Source organism: Lentimonas sp. CC4 (assembly GCF_902728235.1).
Classification (GTDB): domain Bacteria; phylum Verrucomicrobiota; class Verrucomicrobiia; order Opitutales; family Coraliomargaritaceae; genus Lentimonas.
The window spans coordinates 3,268,843-3,290,990 of record NZ_CACVBO010000001.1; the positions used below are offsets into that span (position 1 = coordinate 3,268,843).

At 51.9% G+C, this 22,148-nt stretch carries 16 protein-coding genes; 3 read left to right on the forward strand and 13 right to left on the reverse strand.

The genetic code is table 11. The annotated features are described in order from the left end of the window. The first annotated feature begins 8 nt into the window (after nt 1–8). Nucleotides 9–197, forward strand: coding sequence for a CPXCG motif-containing cysteine-rich protein (locus tag GZZ87_RS13975; protein WP_162026410.1), 189 nt, complete (start codon nt 9–11; stop codon nt 195–197). Between the two features lie 132 nt (nt 198–329). On the opposite strand, the gene GZZ87_RS13980 is transcribed toward GZZ87_RS13975, so the two are convergent. From GZZ87_RS13980 to GZZ87_RS13990, 3 genes are all read right to left on the reverse strand, one after another. Beyond that, complete coding sequence (locus GZZ87_RS13980) at nt 330–854, reverse strand: hypothetical protein (RefSeq protein ID WP_162026412.1); 525 nt, start codon at nt 852–854, stop codon at nt 330–332. A 1,003-nt stretch (nt 855–1,857) separates the two neighbouring features. Next, nucleotides 1,858–3,039, reverse strand: a complete 1,182-nt coding sequence (fabV, locus tag GZZ87_RS13985; protein ID WP_162026414.1) for an enoyl-ACP reductase FabV — start codon at nt 3,037–3,039, stop codon at nt 1,858–1,860. 159 nt (nt 3,040–3,198) lie between these two features. After that, on the reverse strand, nt 3,199–4,557 hold the full coding sequence (locus GZZ87_RS13990; RefSeq protein WP_162026415.1) for a UDP-glucose 6-dehydrogenase: 1,359 nt from the start codon (nt 4,555–4,557) through the stop codon (nt 3,199–3,201). Nucleotides 4,558–4,670: 113 nt separating this feature from the next. Between GZZ87_RS13990 and GZZ87_RS13995 the strand changes: the two genes are divergently transcribed. Further along, nucleotides 4,671–5,294: a TIGR04282 family arsenosugar biosynthesis glycosyltransferase gene (locus GZZ87_RS13995; RefSeq protein WP_162026417.1), complete on the forward strand. Its 624-nt coding sequence runs from the start codon at nt 4,671–4,673 to the stop codon at nt 5,292–5,294. A gap of 62 nt (nt 5,295–5,356) precedes the next feature. On the opposite strand, the gene GZZ87_RS14000 is transcribed toward GZZ87_RS13995, so the two are convergent. From GZZ87_RS14000 to GZZ87_RS14045, 10 genes are all read right to left on the reverse strand, one after another. After that, nucleotides 5,357–6,514: a methyltransferase domain-containing protein gene (locus GZZ87_RS14000; protein ID WP_162026419.1), complete on the reverse strand. Its 1,158-nt coding sequence runs from the start codon at nt 6,512–6,514 to the stop codon at nt 5,357–5,359. 54 nt (nt 6,515–6,568) lie between these two features. Then, complete coding sequence (locus tag GZZ87_RS14005; protein WP_162026420.1) at nt 6,569–8,653, reverse strand: glycosyltransferase; 2,085 nt, start codon at nt 8,651–8,653, stop codon at nt 6,569–6,571. Then, nucleotides 8,650–10,134: a glycosyltransferase gene (locus GZZ87_RS14010; protein ID WP_162026422.1), complete on the reverse strand. Its 1,485-nt coding sequence runs from the start codon at nt 10,132–10,134 to the stop codon at nt 8,650–8,652. The genes GZZ87_RS14005 and GZZ87_RS14010 overlap by 4 nt, the downstream gene beginning before the upstream one ends. Before the next feature lie 28 nt (nt 10,135–10,162). Then, nucleotides 10,163–12,427, reverse strand: coding sequence for an NAD(P)-binding domain-containing protein (locus tag GZZ87_RS14015; protein WP_162026424.1), 2,265 nt, complete (start codon nt 12,425–12,427; stop codon nt 10,163–10,165). A gap of 33 nt (nt 12,428–12,460) precedes the next feature. Then, nucleotides 12,461–12,841, reverse strand: a complete 381-nt coding sequence (locus tag GZZ87_RS14020; protein WP_162026426.1) for a hypothetical protein — start codon at nt 12,839–12,841, stop codon at nt 12,461–12,463. Nucleotides 12,842–12,873: 32 nt separating this feature from the next. After that, nucleotides 12,874–13,602: a DUF547 domain-containing protein gene (locus tag GZZ87_RS14025; protein ID WP_162026428.1), complete on the reverse strand. Its 729-nt coding sequence runs from the start codon at nt 13,600–13,602 to the stop codon at nt 12,874–12,876. 19 nt (nt 13,603–13,621) lie between these two features. Continuing rightward, nucleotides 13,622–14,425 carry a DUF6503 family protein gene (locus GZZ87_RS14030; RefSeq protein WP_162026429.1) on the reverse strand — a complete coding sequence of 268 codons (804 nt, stop codon included), beginning with the start codon at nt 14,423–14,425 and terminating at the stop codon, nt 13,622–13,624. A gap of 82 nt (nt 14,426–14,507) precedes the next feature. Next, a complete protein-coding gene (gene arsS, locus GZZ87_RS14035) occupies nt 14,508–15,488 on the reverse strand; it encodes an arsenosugar biosynthesis radical SAM (seleno)protein ArsS (protein ID WP_348534064.1) in 981 nt (326 codons plus the stop codon). A gap of 247 nt (nt 15,489–15,735) precedes the next feature. Continuing rightward, complete coding sequence (locus tag GZZ87_RS14040) at nt 15,736–16,770, reverse strand: Gfo/Idh/MocA family oxidoreductase (RefSeq protein WP_162026432.1); 1,035 nt, start codon at nt 16,768–16,770, stop codon at nt 15,736–15,738. Nucleotides 16,771–16,961: 191 nt separating this feature from the next. Further along, entirely contained in the window at nt 16,962–17,717 is a 756-nt protein-coding gene (locus GZZ87_RS14045; RefSeq protein ID WP_162026434.1) for a glycerophosphodiester phosphodiesterase, read from the reverse strand. A gap of 491 nt (nt 17,718–18,208) precedes the next feature. Here GZZ87_RS14045 and purL point away from each other — a divergent pair, with 491 nt between their 5' ends. Continuing rightward, nucleotides 18,209–22,126 carry a phosphoribosylformylglycinamidine synthase gene (purL, locus tag GZZ87_RS14050; RefSeq protein WP_162026435.1) on the forward strand — a complete coding sequence of 1,306 codons (3,918 nt, stop codon included), beginning with the start codon at nt 18,209–18,211 and terminating at the stop codon, nt 22,124–22,126. Nucleotides 22,127–22,148: the final 22 nt, after the last annotated feature.

Here is a 22,148-nt window from a genome sequence, read left to right on the forward strand (position 1 = left end):
GACTTACCATGCACTCCGATCCATACTGTAATGTCACCTGCCCAAGTTGCTTCGAGGTATTCGCGGTGCCGGGTCCAGCCCCATCTGAAACTCCCACGGAGTGGGATTACGATTGCGAGGTCTGCTGCCGACCAATGCTTATAAGATTCACACTCGACGACAACGATGTGATCGCAGACGCAGAAGCCGCATGGTGATTAGACGTGATACAGACATTCCGGTCTGTTCTTTCCACTGAGGAGTGCTGCTTGCGGCACCCGCGACCGTTTGAGATGTTACAAAAATACGCGTGCGTGTCGCCTTCGCGCGGTCTTCGCATAGCAAAGCCCCTACCTCTGAGATGACCGACTATTAACTCTCAGCACAAAATATACACCCGAGCCAGAGACCTCTCCCTTACGCTTATTATAGCTACGCCCTAAAATATACCACTGATCTTTTTGATACACCCTTTCGGTATCAAAACCTTCCTTCTCATAGATCGGAGTCGTCACGCTCTCAGAGCCAACTCCATAAGTCAGTTCATCGACCTTAATTCTGCGCTGCATTTTTAGCCCCAAATGCACCTCATCTCCAGATTCGCCGAAAGAAGTTACTTTCATCGAGTATTGCCCATCATCTGCTACAATATCGAAATTAGCATAATCATCTTTAATGAGTTTTAATGCCGGAAACTCGTAGACTGAATCATGCTTCAATAATAGCTGTTCGGCATCATCCGTATCGTAGCTGGTTTTCAACACAGCTAACTGTAACCCTAAGTGCTCCTCATCTTGAGCCCGAGCAATTTCAACGGGAGCAGATTTACACGCAACCAAGCAGAGTGGGATTAACCATAAGAGTTTTTTTAGCATAAACATTACAATCGATAGGTGAACTCGGACAGCGACCAAAATGAAATTGAAGTGCTTCTCTGAATCGAAGAAAGGAACAGATCTTGTATATTCGTATCTAAGTTACCCGACGTATGGAAGTTCAAATGAATATGATCGAGCGAGGACTCATACCGTTTGCTATTTCTTTCGCTCTGCGAGCTGCGCAGGACACTAGTAAGACCCCGAAACTGATTTTCGAGGCTACGAGGATTCTGATGGAGCCGAGCCGTAAGACGGTTTCGCAGAGTGTTCAGGCTTTGGTTCGGCGGTCGTAACGGCTTCACCGATCCGCTACAAATCAAGTCACCAATCAGATCAACCTAAAAAGAGTAGCTATACCAACATGCGACTAAAACTGGTAAAAAGGTTTAACCGCAGAGATCGCTGAGTGCGCCGAGGAGATGGGGAGGGCTGCGTGAAATGCTCTGCGTCAGCTCTCAGCGTGCTCTGCGATCTCTAGCGTAGCGGGCGGTTAACAAATACAGCTGAAAAGTATTCACAGTGGTCTTCCCTTCGATGGCTACAGACTACCAGAAAATGTCAAAGGATGGTATTAGAAGTCAGAAGACAGGAGTTAGAAGCTGAATATCAGTGTTTTATGAAAAATCTTCGATTCGCCAAATTGCCGGCAGGAGATGCTCTCGTAAGCGCTTCATTACCAAGGACTAACTTGCTGCGCCATCTACGGCAGACCTCCGTCTGACTCCTAACTTCTAACTCCTGAATCTAGGATCAAGAATTGATCATTTTGAGATGCGCAACCCCAGCAATAAAAAAAGTGGCACAGACATTCCTGTCTGTCTTCATAGAGGGAGGAACCGCCTCTGCGCCGTCAGCCGAGCTCGGAGCATCTAAACGAACCACCACACTGCAGACGGGGCGAAGCACATCTCAGCCAGTATCACCAACAAAAAACCGCCATGCAGATGGACTGCGGTGGCGGTTTTGTTTTGAGGCGCGTAACCTCGAATTAAAGCGGATACTACACGCTGCTTGGCAGCGGTAAATCGACTTCCACATCTTCGTCATAATCGACGCCTGGCATTTCAAAGCCAAACAATGTGAGGAAGTTGTGCTGGTAGCCGGTGTAATCACCAAGAATGTCCAAGGTCTCGGATGTAATACTTGGCCAGATTTCAATGACTTTCGCCTGAATATCGGGCTGCATTTCCCAATCGTCGATGCGAATGCGACCGAGATCGTCGAGTTGCAAGTCTTTGCCGTAGAGGCGGTCATCGAAAAGGCGCACCATTTGTTCGATACAGTCTTCGTGTGTGCCCTTTTCCTTCATCAATTTAATGAGAATCGAGATATAAAGTGGCACAACTGGAATCGCCGAGCTGGCTTGCGTAACGACGGCCTTGTTGACTGCCACGTAGGCTTCGCAATCGTAAGCTTCTGTGATCGCAGCAGCAGCGCGCTCGACGTCTTTTTTGGCCTGACCAATGGTGCCATTGGTGTAAACGGGCCATGTGGCTTCGGGGCCGATGTAAGAATAAGCGACACTCTTTGCTCCAGGAGCGAGCACGCCAGCATCATCAAGTGCCTTCATCCAAAGTTCCCAATCCTGACCACCCATCACATTGATCGTGTGCTGAATCTCTTCTTCAGTGGCAGGCTCGATGGTCACATCCTTCACCTCGTCATGATCGGTATCCATCGTGCGATTGGTAAATGGCTTGTCACCAATCGGTTTTAAAACGGATTTGTAAGTCTCGCCAGTCTCTGGATCTGTGCGGCGCGGAGACGCCAAGCTGTAAACCACAAGATCAACCTGACCGAGGTCTTCTTTAATCTGAGCGATGGCTTGCTCCTTCACTTCGTTGGAGAAGGCATCGCCGTTGATGCTTTTGGCATAAAGACCGGCCTCGTGTGCCGCTTTCTCGAATGCTACCGAGTTATACCAACCAGCGCTGGCTGGCTTGCCTTTAAGCGAAGGACGCTCAAAAAAGACGCCAAAAGTCGCGGCATCGTAGCCAAAAGCCGCGGTGATACGCGAAGACAGGCCATATCCCGTGGAAGAACCTAAAACGAGCACCTTCTTAGGGCCATCGCTTCGCTTGGTCGCCTTTGCGACTTCGATCTCCTCGCGAACTTTAGCCTCACAACCTTTCGGGTGGGCGGTAATGCAAACATATCCTCGGATGCGCGGTTTAACTATCATGGTAATGCTTTAAGTAGTTGGATGAAATTATTAAGGTGAGAGTGAAAGAGACTCCTCCCTAAGAGGCAACTGGTAATTTCGATGTAAACAAAAAGACGCGGAAAGGAGGATCCCAACCGCGTCTGCTACTAAATTGCCTGAAAAGTGGCGATTTTCGGTCTATCCGCGCCCAATTCCAGACGCTTCGAAGCCAATTTGACGCAAAGCATCCAAATCAAGGAGGTTGCGACCGTCGAAAAGAAAGGCCGGTAAGTTCATATGATCGTAGATTTTTTTGAAATCTAAGGCCTTAAACTCATCCCATTCGGTTAAAATCAACACGGCATGCGCATCCTTGGTCGCTTCATAGGCATCTGCACAGACTGTAATGGATGTATCGTCTTCTGACAGTCCGAGATCGCGACGCATCTGCGCCTCGGAAACCTTCGGGTCGTAGATCGAGACATTTGCCTGCTCGTCGAGCAGATCTTTGCATATATAAATAGCAGCTGATTCCCGAGTGTCGTTGGTGTCCTTTTTGAACGCAAAACCGAGCACGGCGATTTTCTTGTCCGAGACGGTGTTAAACATCGTCGAAATCACGCGACGAGCGAACCGGTGCTTCTGGTAATCGTTCATCTCGATCACACCGTTCCAATAAGTCGCAGCTTCTGGGACGCCGAAGTGATCGCACAGGTAGACCAGGTTGAGAATGTCCTTCTGGAAGCACGATCCACCGAAACCGACAGATGATTTAAGGAACTTCGGGCCGATTCGGCTATCCGTGCCAATCGCATGAGCGACTTCGTCGACATTCGCGCCAGTCGCTTCACAGAGCGCAGAAATTGCATTAATCGATGAGATACGCTGCGCAAGGAAAGCGTTGGCAGTGAGCTTCGAGAGCTCGGACGACCATACATTGGTCGTCAAAATCTTTTCTGCAGGCACCCACTCGGCATAGACATCGACCAGCTTTTGAATCGCTACGAGGCCATCTGGGGTCTGATCGCCACCAATCAGCACACGATCTGGGTTTTCAAGATCGGCCACCGCGGTGCCCTCAGCGAGAAATTCAGGATTAGATAGCACCTGGAACTTACGCCCCTTGGAGTTAGACTCTAGAATGCGCTTAATCGACTCCGCGGTGCGCACCGGCAACGTGGATTTTTCAACAACGATCTTATCATTTTCCGCTACTTCAGCGATCTTACGCGCACATTTTTCAACGTAACGTAGATCCGCCGCGCGGCCCGCCCCCACACCATAGGTCTTGGTCGGCGTGTTGACGCTCATGAAGATGATATCCGCCTCGCGGATCGCAGTGTCGATATCGGTTGAGAAAAAGAGCGTCTGACCCCGGCAGCCCTTAACGATATCATCCAGTCCAGGCTCGAAAATCGGTAGCTCATCGGAGTTCCACTCGTCGATGCGCGCCTGATTAATATCAACCACAGTAACGATGTGATTCTCACACTTGTGAGCAATCATGGCCATGGTCGGCCCACCAACGTATCCAGCTCCAATACAGCAAATTTTCATAGAAAGCCTTAGGTATATTAAATCCCTCGCCATTCAAGGGAATTTTACTGCAATCAGAGGACTCAGACCCCTGAATATGACTCACCCTTCCACTGCTGCCACCAACGTAAGACATGTCCGCGATTTTACTCTTTCTTAAAGCGCCACACAGAGGCCACGTCAAAACACGCTTAGCACAGACGACTGGAGCCACGCAGGCACTCAATGTTTACCGTGCGCTGGTCGAGCGCCAATTCACTGTGTTGCCGTCACACGCATCGATTGAAGTGCACTACACTCCATCTGATGCCGACTTGGAGATGCGACAATGGCTCGGACACAGACACGAATACTACCCTCAAGTCGAAGGCGAACTTGGAGTCAAACTAGCACACTCCGTCTCATGTGCCTTTGAACGTGGCGCCAAAAGCGTCTGCTGTATCGGTGGAGATTGTCCTCAGCTCGATTTAACGCATTTCGAGCAAGCCCAAGCCGCGTTGGCCGACAACTGCGACGTCGTATTTGGCCCCTGCGAGGACGGTGGCTACTACCTCATTGGCCTCAATGCACCACAGCCTGAGCTATTTAAAGAGATCCCTTGGAGCTCAAGCAATACACTTGAGTGCTCCTTACAAAAAGCCGCTGATCTAGGTCTACGGGTCAAACTGCTCGAAACACTTTACGACATTGACGAAATTTCGGAACTACAACGCGCGATCACCGACGGGCGTTTGCCTTCCGAAATCATGGATCACTAGGTTTCAGATTTCAGCTATCCTACGTTTCAGCGTTTCCAAGTTTCAGTGTTTCCAAGTTTCCCTCAGCAGCACTCCCCACCTTCGACACAATGCGCCGCGTCGGTAGTCGCGTCGTAATCTTGCCCCTTCGTCTCTTTAGGGTGACGTCGTGCGCCCTTCACGCAATCAAACGCTTGGACTGAGTCAGCCTCCACAGGCTCTAATGGCTCTATTGCAGCGAAATGCCCCGCATACGGCCCGCTTTGTAGTAATTTAAAGGTCTTATCGCACACCGCAGTCCGCACACCGCGGTCAAAACGATGACCGTCATCATCCAATACCGACTTAAACGGGCCTTGATAAATCACTGCCTGATTGTGCTCAAGACACGGCCTTTGCTCGCCCTTAAAGGCCTGCACCGTCACCGAGCGAAACTCAATACCCTCGACAGTCTGCCATGGCTGCGTCTCAAACTTAACCAGTTCGATCCCATAAAACCCGGCATCTTCGAAGGCCTGCAAAAAACCTTCTTCTGTCAAAGCACCCGAAATACAACCACTCCACAGATGCGCATCCTCGCGCATCGCCGCAGGAACGAGTTCGTCACTCACGATATCAGAGATCACCGCTCGCCCACCGTTCTTCAACACACGGAAAATCTCGCGAAACAATTTCGGTTTTTGCTCGGGCTCCACCAAATTTAACACGCAATTCGACACCACCACATCTACCGACTCTGTTTGCACCAAAGGCTGCTTCACTCGCAATTCCTCGGCAATCTCATCCAACTTCAAAAAGTCACTCGCACTCGCGACTGGATGTGCCTCCAATTCCTCACCTAGCAAATCAAGATCCAGCGCCAGATCTTGAATTCGCCCCTTGCGGAACTCTACATTTCCATAACCGATACGCTCCGCGATAATCGGTGCATTACGATTCGCGACTTCCAGCATGTCATCCGTCATATCGACTCCGATCACCTTGCCTTCAGCTCCAACAACTTGCGATGCGATAAAACAAATTTTCCCCGTTCCCGAGCCCAGATCCAAAACCGTTTCGCCCGGTTGCACCCATTTTGAGGGATCGCCGCACCCGTAATCTTTCTCGATCACTTCGTCGGGAATCACTTCTAAATATTTCCTATCATACTCAACAGGGCAGCAGAGTGCCGCTTCAGGAGCCTTGGCTGCATCGGCATAGCGTTTTTCGACAGAAGATCGTGTATTGGTAGGTTGAGGCATAATATAAGTTTCGTTTAACTTGTAGCTGATAACTGGAGTTGCAACCGACGGAGATTATTTCCGAATTGAATAATATTCATCATATAGTTCGTAGCTCAGCGCTTCTGCAGCGCGGTGCCCATGCATTCGAGCGAATCGATAACGTGAAACAATACGCATCACTAAACGAAAACGCGTCAGCCATTTTTTAGGATTCCATTTTTGGTGACTCACCAAGCAGGGCTGATTCAAAAAAACAAACGCCCCACACTCACGTGTGCGCCAGCTCGACTCCACATCTTCCATCAACGGCTGCTTCGGCATCAACTGATAACGCAGCGCCGTCTCGCGATGGAAGAATTGCACCTGATCGCCAAACGCGGTGCGCGAAAACACCGCACGCAAATCATTGAGCACTTCAATCGGTAGTAACTCAGGGTTACCATCTTCAAAGCGTTGCCCCATCGCACCGCCAATCATATCGCTGTTTACGGCTACGGCACGCAACAAACACTCCACCGCAGACGTAGACAGCTGAGCATCGGCATGCAGCACCACCACCCAGTCCCCTTGAGCAGCTTCAAGCCCTGCGCCAATCTGCAAGCCTCGCCCTCGTTCACTCGAAAGCACACGCACAGGCAGTGAGGCACTATTGGCAATCACGACCGTTGCATCTGTCGACCCAGCATCAACAATGATCACTTCGTCAACCGCCACTGATTGTTCGATCACACTCGCCAGCGCCGCAGGCAACTGCTGCTCGGCATTGAGTGTCGGAATGACCACTGACACAGTCGAGGGAATGCGCTTCGGCTGTGCTTGCGCGGCCCGGGTCATCAAAGGCTCATCAAGGCCATCATCGCGGGCTTCGCAAGCAAAGCCCCTACGAACCACGGGCCAAAGCACGCGCCCCTTCGTGCTCCAGGCTTCATAGGCACACGCCAGCACGAATGGCCCCCAGAACACGAACTGCTGCCATGGAAGTAATCCCCATGACGCATTCGTCCACACAAAAAAGTAAACCCCACTGGTCAGCGTAAAAGTAATCCAAGGCAATGACGGGCGGAGACAGACGAACGGCAATATCCAGGATAAATACCAAAAGTGAACCGTCGGCGAAAGCACGATCAGCGCACCTAAGATCCAACGTAGGTGACTATCAAGCGAGGCACGATCACGCCAGAACCAGCGCCATAAAATAACGCCACCGAACAAACAGACCACAATCCCACTGCAAACCACACGTGGCAACCCCACCCCCCGCAATAAACAATCATACAGCAAACCGTTAAAGCTACTTGCCCCACCAAAGGTGAATAAACCACTGATCAAAGAATCCAAGGTATCGTAAAAATATAACGCAGGCAGTAACAGTGTTGCCACAGCCACACATCCACCCACCACCAATCGCTTCCCTGCAAAGAAAGGTATCAAAGGCAGCGCAATCCACTTCACTCCCGTCGCCACCGACGCCAAAGCCACTGCCAACATCCGACGACCCGACTCATAAGCCCAGAGCGCCCACACCAAAGGTGCCAGCATCAACGCATCAAAATGAGCCTCCCCAGCATACGAAATCAGCACGACAGGACATAGCGCATAAAAGCCCGAATACTCCACCCCGATCCCACGTCGCTTCAGCAACAGCAACACCCCGCCTAGCGTGAGTAAATCCGACAAAACAAACACCACCTTATACGACAGCGGCTGATACCACGCCCCACCGATCGCAGCGAAAGCCAATTCGGACAAGGGCGGATAGGCAGTCAGCCTATCCTTATGATTCATCCCCTCCCAATGCACATCGCGATACTGACTCACCGATTCCGCATTCGCCGTCTGTTCATACGGGCTGACTCCCGCACGCACTAGCTGACCTTCCCAAAGATAACGGCTGACATCATCCGAAGGCGCTGTCGGCAACAACAATAGTCGCAGGAAGATGGCCGACAGCCAGATCGCCCAAACAGCACGAGAGCTGGATTTAAATCGAGGAAATAAAAAGATACTGAACAACCCCGAGGCACCAATCACCGTAAACAGAAGCACCCGAAATCCGCCGGCCGAGTCAAAACTCGAGGTGACTATCGCATACGCCAACGACGCCCCCCCAGCCACGCACAAACACACAAACCAGGCAATATTACGCGACGACCTCATACCCTCGACATGCGCGACTCGGACAGACTATTCACGCCGATCAAACCGAACCCCAGCGCATAAATGGCAACAAATGGTATCAGCGCATATTGCTCCATATAGACAAGCGCAGCAATCGTGACGGCACAATACAATGACAGAAAAACCTCCAACTGTGGCACCCAAGTGCGCTTCACCAAGTATTCCTTAAGCAACTTTTCGCCCGACTTAGGCGTGCGCACAAATGTATTATCATTCCCAAAGGCACCTTGTAAGACCGCATTCGCATTCGACAGACATATCCCAAAACCAACCAAAAGAAGAAACGGCAAGCGCACCACCCGAGACTTCCAACTCTCGGGATGTATACAATACTGACAAATGATATAGCCCACACTCGGACCGACGGCAACTGGCAATAGCAGCCAGAAAAAGAAGTCAGATCGATAGTGCGCAAGCCCATCCTGAAAGTTAAGAACCAACGGCAATAACAACAGCGCCAAAATCGCCATCAAAAAGTGCAGCCCATATTGAGTCAAATGCACCGTGCCCTCGATCTTCTGCACAAAAGGAATCGGAGCACGCCACAGACGAGGTAAAGTCTTACGCGCCGTCTGTATCGAACCCTTTGCCCAGCGATACTGCTGACTTTTAAAGGCACTATACGTTTCAGGCAATTCAGCTGGCACCAGTAAATCCGGGAGATAGCGAAACTTCCACCCACCCAACTGTGCACGATATGACAGGTCCAAATCTTCCGTAATCGTATCATGCTGCCAACCGCCAGACTCCTCGATCGCAGTGCGCCTCCAGACGCCGGCCGTCCCACAGAAATTCATAAAAAGGCCATTCTGATTCCTCGCGGTCTGCTCAACGACAAAGTGGCCATCCACCCCCATCGCCTGTGCCCGTGTGAGCCATGACTTCTCCTGGTTAATATGATCCCAGCGCGCCTGCACCAGACCACAACGCTCATCCTCCCACAAGTGCGGTAAGGTCCGAATCAAAAAATCCTTCGGTGGAATGAAATCACTATCAAAAATCGCAATGTATTCGCCATTACAAACCGCCATGCCCGCCTCCAACGCACCGGCCTTATAACCGACACGATCATCCCGGCGAAACACTGAGATCATATAACCTGCTTCCCTTAGCTCAGTTGCTACCTGATCGACCAACGCACAGGTCTCATCATCGGAATCATCCAGAATTTGAATTTCGTGCAGTGCCTGCGGATATTCAATCGCCGCGACCGCTCGAATCACACGCTCGGCCACATTGATTTCATTATACAACGGAATCTGCGTCGTCACAACGGGCAACAAATCCGGCGTGTTAAACCGATCCGCATACTTCAGTTCACAGGCTTCGTTTGCAACTCTGCCAGACTTCATCTTCCGCAAAAATAAATACACCATGAAGTAGGTATTTAACCCGTAAAGAAGTAAGAAGAAGCTGCAGATCGTGCATGCCACTAAGATAAAAATACTGAAATAACTCATAAAATAAGTGCGAACACCAGGCCGCTCATCATTGCTTTTTGTTTAAATATTTATCGACCGGTGACAGCTCATGTATTTCCTGCATTCGCACTGGCGAGGCCTGCAGCGAATCATACACCACACCGCCCTTGCCGTCAAACCGACCAAAGCTCAGAACACCCGTCGGGCACGACTGGACACAGGCGGAACAACGCACACACTCGGGGTCTTCCATCGGTATCCCCTTGTTCGCAAAGTTCATGACATCGATCCCCTGGTGACAAACCGTCGTGCACACATTACACGAGATACACTTCTTCTTCTCCGCGAAAATACGATACTGTGAGAAACGCGCATAGATGTGCATCAAAGCCGCTAACGGACACGCAAAGCGACACCACACACGCCCAGAAAAGTGGAAGTAAAACGCGACTCCAAAGACGCCAGCTAACCACACATCCACCGCATATTTCCAATTCAACACAGGAATCCCCGACAAAATCGCGTTAAAGATCTGAGCTGCAAAATTCCCATCAGGCATCACCCACCCCACGATGCGGAACCCCATCATCACAAACGCCACAGCCAGTATCACTTGCCCTAGCATATTAAACTTATTCCAAAAAGGACCGTGCGGCATCTTATGGCGATGTGCATCGCCCAGTGTTTCGGCCAGTGCACCGCAACTGCAAATCCAGCCGCAATACGCCCCTTTACCCCACTTCCAAACAATGAACGGGATGAATACAAACGTCTGAATAAAACCAAGAATCAACCATCCCCACAACGGTTCCGAGGTGAACCAGTTATACACAAACAGAGGCCACGCGAGAATTAGACCAAAGGAACGCCAATACTCTCCATTCGGCCAAAACCAATCTCCGATAAGACCGCCGACTCCAGACTCCCACCAACCCAAGGCACCAAACCAAGGTAGTAAAATCCAAGGCAATAGAAACAGCGGTATAATTTGAAACAGCGACAGCGACAGCGTCTGCAACTTCACATACGGAGTGCGGCGTCGCTTAATACGACGTATCCCAAATGCCACGACACAGATGCAATACGCCAGCGAATAGTAAAAGCCCGGTTGGTTCATCGCACCGCGAATATGACTTAGCACATTTCGCGGATTATCCACCTGCGCTTGTAGCAAACCTCCGAGCGAAGTCACCCACCACGCCATTTTACCAGGACTCAACTGCGTCAACCACAGCCCCTTCTGCCAGTGATAAAACACCATGAATGCGATAAAGAATGCGATTAAACTGCCCCACACCTTCGGCGTCCAATCACCGGTCACAGGGATCTTCGATTTACGAAAGAAATCCAACGGAGGTTCTCGCCCAATCAGCGTATAAACGACATCGTTCGCCACAGTGCTGTCGACCGTATCCTCACCAGAGACAAGCACCGAGTCCTCATTGATTTCCTTTAGATTCGTGCCCATATAGAGCGCCAACTTACCGTCGTCCGCCAACGCTTGCACGCGCTCCACATTCTCAGGCTTTGCTCGTGAAAATTCGCGCTTGCGATAGCTCAACGAAACCATCGCCCCTGCCTCGACCAAAGCCACGGCAGCCTCTAAAGCCGAATCACCACCACCGACGACCATCACATTCTGGCCAGTCAACTCAGTCGCATCGATCAACCTATTCGAAACTTTATCCAAGGTCTCACCAGGCACATTCAGTTTACGAAAATTTCCAGTGCGCCCGATCGCCACGATGACACGCTGAGCCTTCACGGACTCCCCTTCGGTAAACTCGACTTCCAGCACGCCACTGTTTCGGCTAATATGCTGCACCTTTGCACGTGTCGTTTCGATCTCATGCGCGGTTTGCTGTGCCTTCAACTCATTCAGCAAGTCCTCTTTCACGTCCGCCTTAAAATGCAGTTCGCCTGCATTTTTCATTTCAGTCGGGTAAGTATAAATCGGCTTCTTCCGTGGAAAGTTATGAATCGTCGAAAAGCTTTCATCTGCTTCATAAATGACAAAATTGAGCCCTGCCTTCTTCGCTTCGATGGCTGCCGACATGCCAGACACCCCTGCCCCGACAATCACTAAATCATAGACATTGGCACTCGTGCCCGCTCCAGCCTTGAAGTCCGACTCCTCTAAGATCGCTGCCACCGCCTTGGCTCCTGTGTCGGCCGAAAATTTCAACAACGGCACGCCCGTCAAATCACCAACAACGCGCACACCTTTCACATTCGTGCGACCGTCCTCATTGACCTCGGGACCTTTTTCAATGCCTCCGGCAGGCCATTTGGTATGGAGCCAATACGTGTAACGGGAGATTAAATTCGGCATAGTTGATATAGGGGTAAAAGTCGTAAGTTCGGATCAATCCTTCAATCCGGCGGTAGTTAGCGCCAGATCAACACGCTCGATCAATGTGGTGATGTCTGCCGAATCATTAATAGACGCTGCATTCAATAACACATCTAGCTTGCCCGCATCTGATATGAAAATCGCTGGTAATGGTTCAGCAGCTAGGCTCGGATACTTCGCACTTAGTTCATTGCGATGCAATGCTTCCAAGGCCACGGGAAGCTGATCCAAGTAGGACTTCCACTCATCCTCCATGCGCGTCATCCCATACGTAATACGGCACAACTGACATTCATAGGTTTCCGGTGACAACGCTTTATGAACCGAGGACGACAGTGCATTAAAAAAGCCGCTATCAGCATTATAAACGAGGATCAGTTTAGTGTCAGGCATGGCTTATGAGTGTTCAAATTCCGGTAGAAGCACTACTTCGACGCATTGAGCGACCAATCGTAGTCGATCCACTTGACTGATTGTTTCACATCTAGCTTCGAAGCACGATAACGATTTAAATACTCTGCAGGGCTCTTCACTCCGAAATCATCTGCATACCATTTGAACAATTCCGAATACGCGGTCGATCTCGACCCAGTATTCACTCGCGCAGCACGACGACTCTCAGCAAACAAACGCGTCTGCTCATCAAGCTGCTGATCGAGACGCTCGCCGACATATGGCTCCGCTCGCAATGGCGGACAACTTTCACTCGCGCAATTCACTGCAAAATGAATACGTGGATCAAAATATGCCTTCAGTAAAATTCCTTTTTCAACATGATCTAAGCTTACCTTAGCACCGCTGAGCGAAATGTATTTCTTTTTAAAGACGCTAAATGGCAGCAACCCGATTTCCTTCACGGACTTTAATGGATAATGGTCTAAAACCGCCTGTAACATCGCCGCATTATATACGTTAATATAAAATGCCTTTTGCTCTGCGCGTTGCAGTTTTTGCACATCTACCTTTGACCAATCAGTGAGCACTGAATTAAGAGCCTGCACGTCCGACGAATTTGCCACCCAAGACTCATAAGCAACGCCATCATCCTTCACATATCTTTGCAGTAACTCAGCATACGTCCCTGAAGTTTCATTACTTGCGTTTAGCAGTCCCAACGCTCCGAAAATCCCTAGGCATATCATTATATATTTCATAAGCACGAATCTCTAATAATTAATTAAGTGGCAATTCACGCGCACCTGGTGGCACTGAAAAATCTACCTTTGATAAAGTGGTAAAATGAATATTAGAAACCACTCCGGTTCCCTTCGGGGCATCGCCCACGACTGCATGTGCGGCAGCATCCCAATGCCAGAGCTCGTAGCGAGTCGACATCTGCACACCATCGACATTCATGTAATCGAAATACTCAATAATCGAAGGCGTCGGCGTTGCTTTCTCTAAATCCTTACCATAGGTCACGATGTAGGACATCGCATCAACCAACTTTGTTTTTGGATCAATATAGAAACGATACCAATCGTCTGGAGTATCTCCCATATTTTCGCCGAAAGTCTGAAACACTGTTTCATATTTTTGCCCATCGACCTGCACTGATTGTAGGTCGCTTAAATGAATGCCGTCTCCCTTCATTTTGAATGGCGCCATCATAAACCATGGCCACGTCAGCACATGAAAACGCCCTTTAGAAGCTGCCGAATCTGCAGGACTCACCCACGCGGTGTTTCCATCAAATAGTATCGAGACACCATCTTTTCGATCATAGCGAGCGCGTGGCCCATGTGCTTCGAACGTAAAAGTGCCATCGACGATGGTCTTACCTCCAAATGCGATTGCAACATCCGCAACCACCACTTCTTTGCCCCACCAAGCTCGTAGTCCATGCGACTCTTGTGTCGCATCGACGAGCGCCTCAACTTTTGGTTCAATGGCCGACGCCGCCTGCGCGGAACCAACAAACGAAGTTAGACCAATTCCTAATGTAAGCACTAGATGATGCACTATTTTGAATCTCATGCCGATAGGAACAATGGTCAGTCTCTTTATTCCACGAATACTTTCAGCGTTACTAAGCTTATTCTCCTCGTGAACAATACACCTACACTGTAGCACCGCCGCAGCTGGAACCTTGTCCTGCGGTGCAGCCATAACAGTGAGTCCCTGTCAGAATCGGTAGCGCCACCCAATCCGTAAAGTTCACGTCCCAAACCTTCAACGGATTAGTTCGTTCTCGGTGTTGCAGGCCAAGTTGTTGATTAAAATCACAGTCATACACACGCCCCTCCCAATCGACGTTGATCGTATCACGGCACATGAGCCCCGAAACCGATGACGGGTTAAAGTTGTCGAGCAACAACTGCATGTAATCGGCATACTCCCCTTGGCGCTTTAAATATGAGGTAAAACGTGCAATCGGCATATTGGTGATCGCATATAAATTGTTAAAGGTAATGTCGAAATGTGCTTTCAGCTCCCGCTTGTAATCGGCCTCCAGCTCACCCTGCTCCGGAGGCAAACTCGCGCCGTTTGGATTATACACCAAGTCCAGCGTCAACTTTGGATCTGTGCCATAGCCCAAAGCATTCAAAGTCTGCAGCGCCTTAATACTCGAATCAAACACACCATCGCCGCGTTGCTCATTCACATTCTTCGGGCAGTAGCACGGCATCGACGCGACAATCTCGACCCCCTGCTCGGTATGAAAGTCGGCCACCCACTCAAAACCTGGTTCGTTTAAGATCGTCAAATTACAACGATCCATCACCCGCTTTCCCATCGCCCGAATACGCTGCACCATATGGCGAAAGTCGGGAATCATCTCGGGCGTGCCTCCAGTCAAATCAACCACTTCGATATCGGTGTTCACTAGCCACTCAAGGATGCGATCGACCGTTTCCCGCGTCATAATTTCCTTACGTCGCGGGCCCGCATTGACATGGCAATGCACGCAAGTCAAATTGCACAACTTGCCAATATTCACCTGTAAGACGCGAGGCGCCTGACGGGTCAGTTCAAGCCGATGCTCGACAAGGGTTGTTTCAAAAGAAGGTATATTTAGCAAAGCGCCGGACATGGGCATAGGAAAGCACAGATCTGCTAATTATTCCAGCATCCACCTAGAAATCTGAGATTCTATCCGTAGGGACCGTGCTTGGAGACTGTCCTCAAAATAGAGATATAACGATTTCAGACGTCATAATCGTAATCTTACTCCTAATCCTAATCCTCTCAGCAGCTCCGCAAGGCCTTTCATTACAACGTTTAGATTATGATGAAGAGAAGATTAAGAGCGCAGCAGCCAGACAAACAAAACCCGTATCCGAAGCCTAACGCACCGTATCCGCCTCGTAGCCTAGCCCAATTTCTGCACGCCACCAATCCAGTGCTTTCATATTACCGAGTGTATCATCAAAACGCATACCGACCGCGTCGGCACCGATTGGTTGCCCACGCATTTCATTGGTAAAGGCATCGATCTCGTAGGCATATAAATGACGCATCTTAGGCATAGCGACCTCTTGCACCGAGTTCTTCTCGTTCAGCTCAATTCGAATCGTGCCAGGGCAGCGCCACGGCATATCGACGGTGATGCAGCCTTTCTCACCATGAATCACCGCGAGATTCTCAGCTTGCATACGCACCGCGCATTTTAAGTTGGCCAACACATCGCCCTCAAAGCGCACCACTGCCGTCGTCCACATATCAGTCTTCGTCTTCGAATCTAAATGCCCCACGGCCTTCAACTCTAGCGGCTCTGCAAATAAACGACCTTGTGATCGCCCGGCAATCAAGCGCGCAAATGACATTGGATAGCAGCCTACATCTAAAATTCCGCCACCGCCAAGCGCCTTGGCTTGAACACGCGACTCTGGATTGGTTCCTGAATCAAAGCAAAAACTCGCTTCAATCATCCGCACCTTACCGATCACACCAGATGTCACCAAGTCAACAACCCGCTGAGTCTGTGGGTGATGCCGATACATAAAGGCCTCGCGCAGTAAGCAGCGCTTCGAGTCCGCAAGCTGTTTCGCCCGCTTCGCCTCACGCAGGTTCATCGTCAACGGCTTTTCACACAGCACATGCTTGCCTGCTTGCACACTGTGCGCAATCCACTCCAAGTGAAACGGATGCAGCGTTGCAATATAGACTGCATCGACCTCCGAATCAGCCAGCATCGCTTCATAGCTACCATAAGCACGTGTCGCACCATGCTCCTCAGCAAAAGCCTTTGCCTTCTTAATATCACGACTCGACACCGCGTGTAGCACACTATCCGGGCAATCTTTAAGCGCTGTCGCAAACGCATTGGCAATATTACCGCAGGCTAGAATACCCCAACGAACTGGTTGTTTTAATGTCATGATGGGAACGTTGAACATCGAACTTCGAACGTCCAACACCGAATTTGAAATCCCTCAAAAACCGATGTCTCTCGCTTCGAACGTCGAAGCGAGAGACACTGCCCAGGTAAATCTACAAGCGAAGAATCCGGATTCATCCATTCTAATTCAATGTTCAAAGTTGGACGTTCAATGTTCAACGTTCGAGCAGTTCAACGTTCGAACAACGCGACCAGCATGGCCGCCGGCTCATTGCTCGTGATCGAAGTCACCCCAAAGGTAGCAAACCGCCGCGCATCGGTCGCATCATCCACCGTCCAGATATTCAACGCGAGATCCGCGCTCAAGATCGCATGCACCATCTCGCGATGAATCCCCGAGTGACAGCGTAAGCCCACACCATCCGCTCGAATCTCGATCAGCGTCTCCAACACATCATCGAGCTTCAGCTTCGAGCGCCCCAGCCAATTCGACTGCACATCGATCAGCCAATACGCATGCAGCTCAGGACGCTGCTGCTTCAGCGATCGGATTACTTCGACATCAAACGCAATGATCGTGACCACCCGCAACTGAATCGTCGACGCATCCAAAACCTCCAACAGCGCTGGTAAAATCTCCACGCCCGTCTTCACCTCGATCAAGAGCTGCTTCCCACTCGGCGAAGCCGCCAACAGTTCACTCAATAGCGGAATACGTGACTCCTTAAACTCCTCCCCCTTCCACGACCCGACATCCAATGCCTGCAAATCCGCATAACTGTGATTCTCAACACTCAGTAACTTGCCAGCCACCCGCTCCGTATCCGCATCATGGATGCAGACCACCTGGCAATCCGCAGTCAGCCGCACGTCACATTCCACCCCATCCGCCCCCTGTCGCCAGGCCAGCTCAAACGCCGGCATCGTATTTTCAGCGGCATCCGCCGAAGCACCACGATGGGCAATCACTTGAGGAGGCATGCTCATGCGAGAAAACTAGCCAAGTTCACAAAAAAATCGACCCAAAACCGCCTCAATTCGAACTGAATGACTACTACGAATCACACGAATCTGCGCGAATCTAAACAATTGGATGTATTACAATCTGGGACGCACGACTGATTGGAGTTTCAACCACAAACAACTCACAACCTCAGCCACTCCCCCTATTTCCATCACTCATTCGCGTAGATCCGCGTGATTCGTAGTTCAAATCTAAACCCGCGTCCATCTGCAGTTAAAAAAGTTAGAGCCCTCCCACTCTACATCACCCCATTTTTCGGATTTTCAGGTTTTCAGCATTGTTCCCCCTCCCTTCCGTCGCCAACTTACCCGTCTTATTCATTCAGCGCCCACGGCACCTCTTCCAACTGAAAAGGCCCAGCGTTGAACCAGTCAAAATATTTCATTTCCACAATTCGATGTTGGACGTTCGACGTTCGACGTTCAAAGTTCCGCTTTTCTTCTTTTTTACTGCTATGCAACCGATCATTCTTCAGGGCCGTCCCGCATTCTCCGATTTCCGTCTCACCGCGCTTCAAGCCGCGCTCAACGCCGCTGCACCCGAGCTCGCGATCTCCCAGATCGACGCCGTCGAAGCCTATTTCATCGAGTCTGACAACCCGCTCAGCGACGAAACCAACGAGCGCGCCTTCGCACTCCTCGCCGCAGACCGCCACTTCGACCGCGAAGGCGGCTTCTTCGTCACCCCGCGTAAGGGCACGATCTCACCGTGGTCCACCAAGGCGACCGACATCTTCCACAACTGCTCCATCGAGGGCATCGCACGCGTCGAGCGCGGCATCCACTTCCGCCTCGTCGGCGCCGACGGCCTCGTCCTGACAATGGACAACCTCGGCCTGGCACTCCTCGCCCTGCACGACCGTATGACCGAAGCGGTCTACAACGACGTATCCGACTTTTTCGCCCACTTCGAGCCCTCCGAGCTGCGCACCGTGCCACTCATGGCCGAAGGCCCCGAATCCTTCCGCAAGGCCAACATCGACTGGGGCCTCGCCATGAGCCCCCCCGAAATCGACTACCTCGTCGCCGCTTACCAGAAAATGGAGCGCGACCCGACCGACGCCGAACTTGTCATGTTCTCACAGGTCAACTCTGAGCACTGCCGCCACAAGATTTTCAACGCCGACTGGATCGTCGACGGCGACAAGAGCGAACTCTCGCTCTTCAGCATGATCCGCAACACCCACAAGCTCGCCCCCGAAGGCACGCTCTCGGCCTACTCCGATAACTGCGGTGTCATCGAAGGCTCCCCCGCTGCTTGGTTCGAAGTCAACCAACGCGGCGAGCAGCGCAACTACCGCCACACCGAAGCGCAGCTCGACATCCTTTGCAAAGTAGAGACTCACAATCACCCCACCGCCATCTCCCCCTTCCCAGGTGCAGCGACCGGCGTCGGTGGTGAAATCCGCGACGAAGGTGCCACCGGTATCGGCGGCCGCCCCAAAGCAGGTCTCTCCGGCTTCATGGTTTCCAACCTCGAAGTGCCCGGCTACCCGCTCCCTTGGGAAAAGCACATCGCTGAGCACCCCGCCCGTCTGGCCAGCCCGATGGACATCATGCTCGAAGGCCCGATCGGCGGCGCTTCCTTTGGCAATGAATTTGGACGTCCGCAGCTCTGCGGCATGTTCCGCACCCTCCAGCTCGAACACAACGACCGACACCGCGGCTATCACAAGCCGATCATGGTCGCAGGCGGCATGGGCAACTTGAAGCGCGAACACGTGCTCAAAAAAGAGATCCCACCCACAGCCTTGATCATCCAGCTCGGTGGCCCGGCCATGAAGATCGGCCTCGGCGGCGGCGCAGCCTCCTCCATCGCAGCAGGCGCACAGTCCGAAGCCCTCGACTTTGATTCCGTGCAACGCGGCAACCCCGAAATGGAACGCCGCTGCCAACAAGTCATCGACGGCTGCATCGCACTCGGCGACGAAAACCCAATGCTCTCCATTCACGACATCGGCGCCGGCGGTCTTTCCAACGGCCTACCCGAGCTCGTCGAAAAGACAGGTGGCAAATTCCACCTGCGTAACATTCACAACGAAGACTCCTCCATGAGCCCCATGGAAATCTGGTGCAACGAATCCCAAGAGCGCTACGTCATGGGCGTCATGCCCGACCGCATCGAAGAATTCAAAAGCATTTGCGAACGCGAACGCTGCCCAGTCGCCGTTGTCGGCGAAGCCACCAACGATGATCAACTCGTGCTCGAAGACTCCCACTTCGAAAACAACCCGATCGACATGGAAATGAGCGTCCTGCTCGGCAAAACACCAAAGATGCTCAAAGACGTAAAGCGCAAGGTCGAAGACCACGCCGAACTCGACGTATCCGAGATTCAACTCCCCGACGCCATCGACCGCGTCCTGCGTTTCCCAGCCGTCGCCAACAAGACCTTCCTCATCACCATCGCTGACCGCTCCATTACCGGTATGGTCACCCGCGATCAAATGGTCGGCCCGTGGCAGACACCCGTCGCCGACGTCGCCGTGACCAGCACGAGCATGGACACCTACACCGGCGAAGCCATGGCAATCGGAGAGCGCACACCCATGGCGATCCTCAACGCCCCCGCCTCCGGCCGTATCGCCATCGGTGAGTGCTTAACGAACCTCGCAGCGTCCAATGTCGGCAAGATCGGCAACATCAAGCTATCCGCCAACTGGATGGTCGCAGCAGGCGAAGACGGCGAAGACGCCAACCTTTACGACACCGTTAAAACCGTCGGCATGGAAATCTGCCCCGCCCTCGGCATCAGCATTCCCGTCGGCAAAGACTCCATGTCCATGCGCACCAGCTGGAAGGACTCCTCTGGCAAGGATCAGAAGCAAGTCTCCCCACTCAGCCTCATGGTCACTGGATTCAGCAGCGTCGAAGACGTCCGCAAGACCGTGACCCCCGACCTCAAGTCCGACAATAGCGCGCTGCTACTACTCGACCTCGGTGCTGGCAAAAACCGCCTCGGCGGCAGCACGCTCGCCCAAGTTTACAACCAGATCGGCAAAGAAACACCCGATCTCGACGATCCTGAAAAATTCCTCGGCTTCTTTGCCGCAATTCAGGAGATGCTCGCCAACGATCTCATCCTCTCCTACCACGACCGTGGCGATGGTGGCTTGATCGCGACTCTAGCAGAGATGTCCTTCGCCGGCCGTAAAGGCATGAGCGTCATCCTCGACTTACTGGTTGCCTCCTCGCAGACACCTTCCGCCCTCAACATCCTGTTCGCCGAAGAGCTAGGTGCCGTCATCGAAATCGACAAAGCGAAGATCAGCACCGTCATGGCCGTGCTCGCGAAACACAATGTCAGCGACATCACACGACTCATTGGCAACACCACCAGTGACGACACGCTCAGCATCGCCTTCAACAACGAAACGATCTACAGCGAAAGCATCACCACGCTCAACCGCGCATGGTCCGAGCTCACCTATCACATGCAAGCGCAACGCGACAACCCAGCCTGCGCCCAAGAAGAGCACGAAGCCCTCCTAGACCAAGAAGCGTCCAAAACAATCGTCAAGCCCACTTTCAGCACAGCTGAACTAGATGAATTCCTAATTCGTAATTCTAAATTCGTAATTCAGGGAGAAAACCGCCCCAAAATGGCCGTCTTCCGCGAGCAGGGCATCAACGGCCAAAACGAAATGGCCTTCGCGTTTGATAAAGCCGGTTTTCTCCCGATAGACGTCCACATGACCGACCTGCTCGCAGGCCGCGTCGACCTTAAAGACTTTGCAGGCCTCGTCGCCTGCGGTGGCTTCTCTTACGGCGACGTGCTAGGCGCTGGATCCGGCTGGGCGAAGTCCGTGCTCTACAACGCAAAGTTACAGGACATGTTTGCCGCCTTCTTCGCCCGCGACGACAGCTTCACGCTCGGCGTCTGCAACGGCTGCCAAATGATCTCACAACTCAAGGACATCATCCCCGGCGCCGAAAACTGGCCTGCGTTCACCCGCAATCGCTCCGAGCAATTCGAAGGCCGCTACAGCAACCTAGAGATCACCAAGAGCCCGAGTATTTTCTTCCAAGGCATGGAAGGCTCGATCCTCCCGATCCCTGTCGCCCACGGCGAAGGCTTCGCGAACTTCAGCGCAACTGGCGATCTCAATGCGATCAAGGCAGGCAACCAACTCAGCCTCCGCTACGTAAACGGCAAAGCCGAGCCAACGGAACTGTATCCAGCCAACCCGAACGGCTCCCCCGAAGGCGCCACCGGCTTCACCACTACCGACGGCCGCGCCACGATCATGATGCCGCACCCAGAACGCTGCTTCCGCGCCGTTCAAATGAGCTACAAGCCAAACGACGTCTTCACCGGCGAAGCCGGCCCATGGTTGAAGATGTTCCAGAATGCTCGCAACTACGTTGGCTAAGCCCCAGTCAGATCGGTCTGAT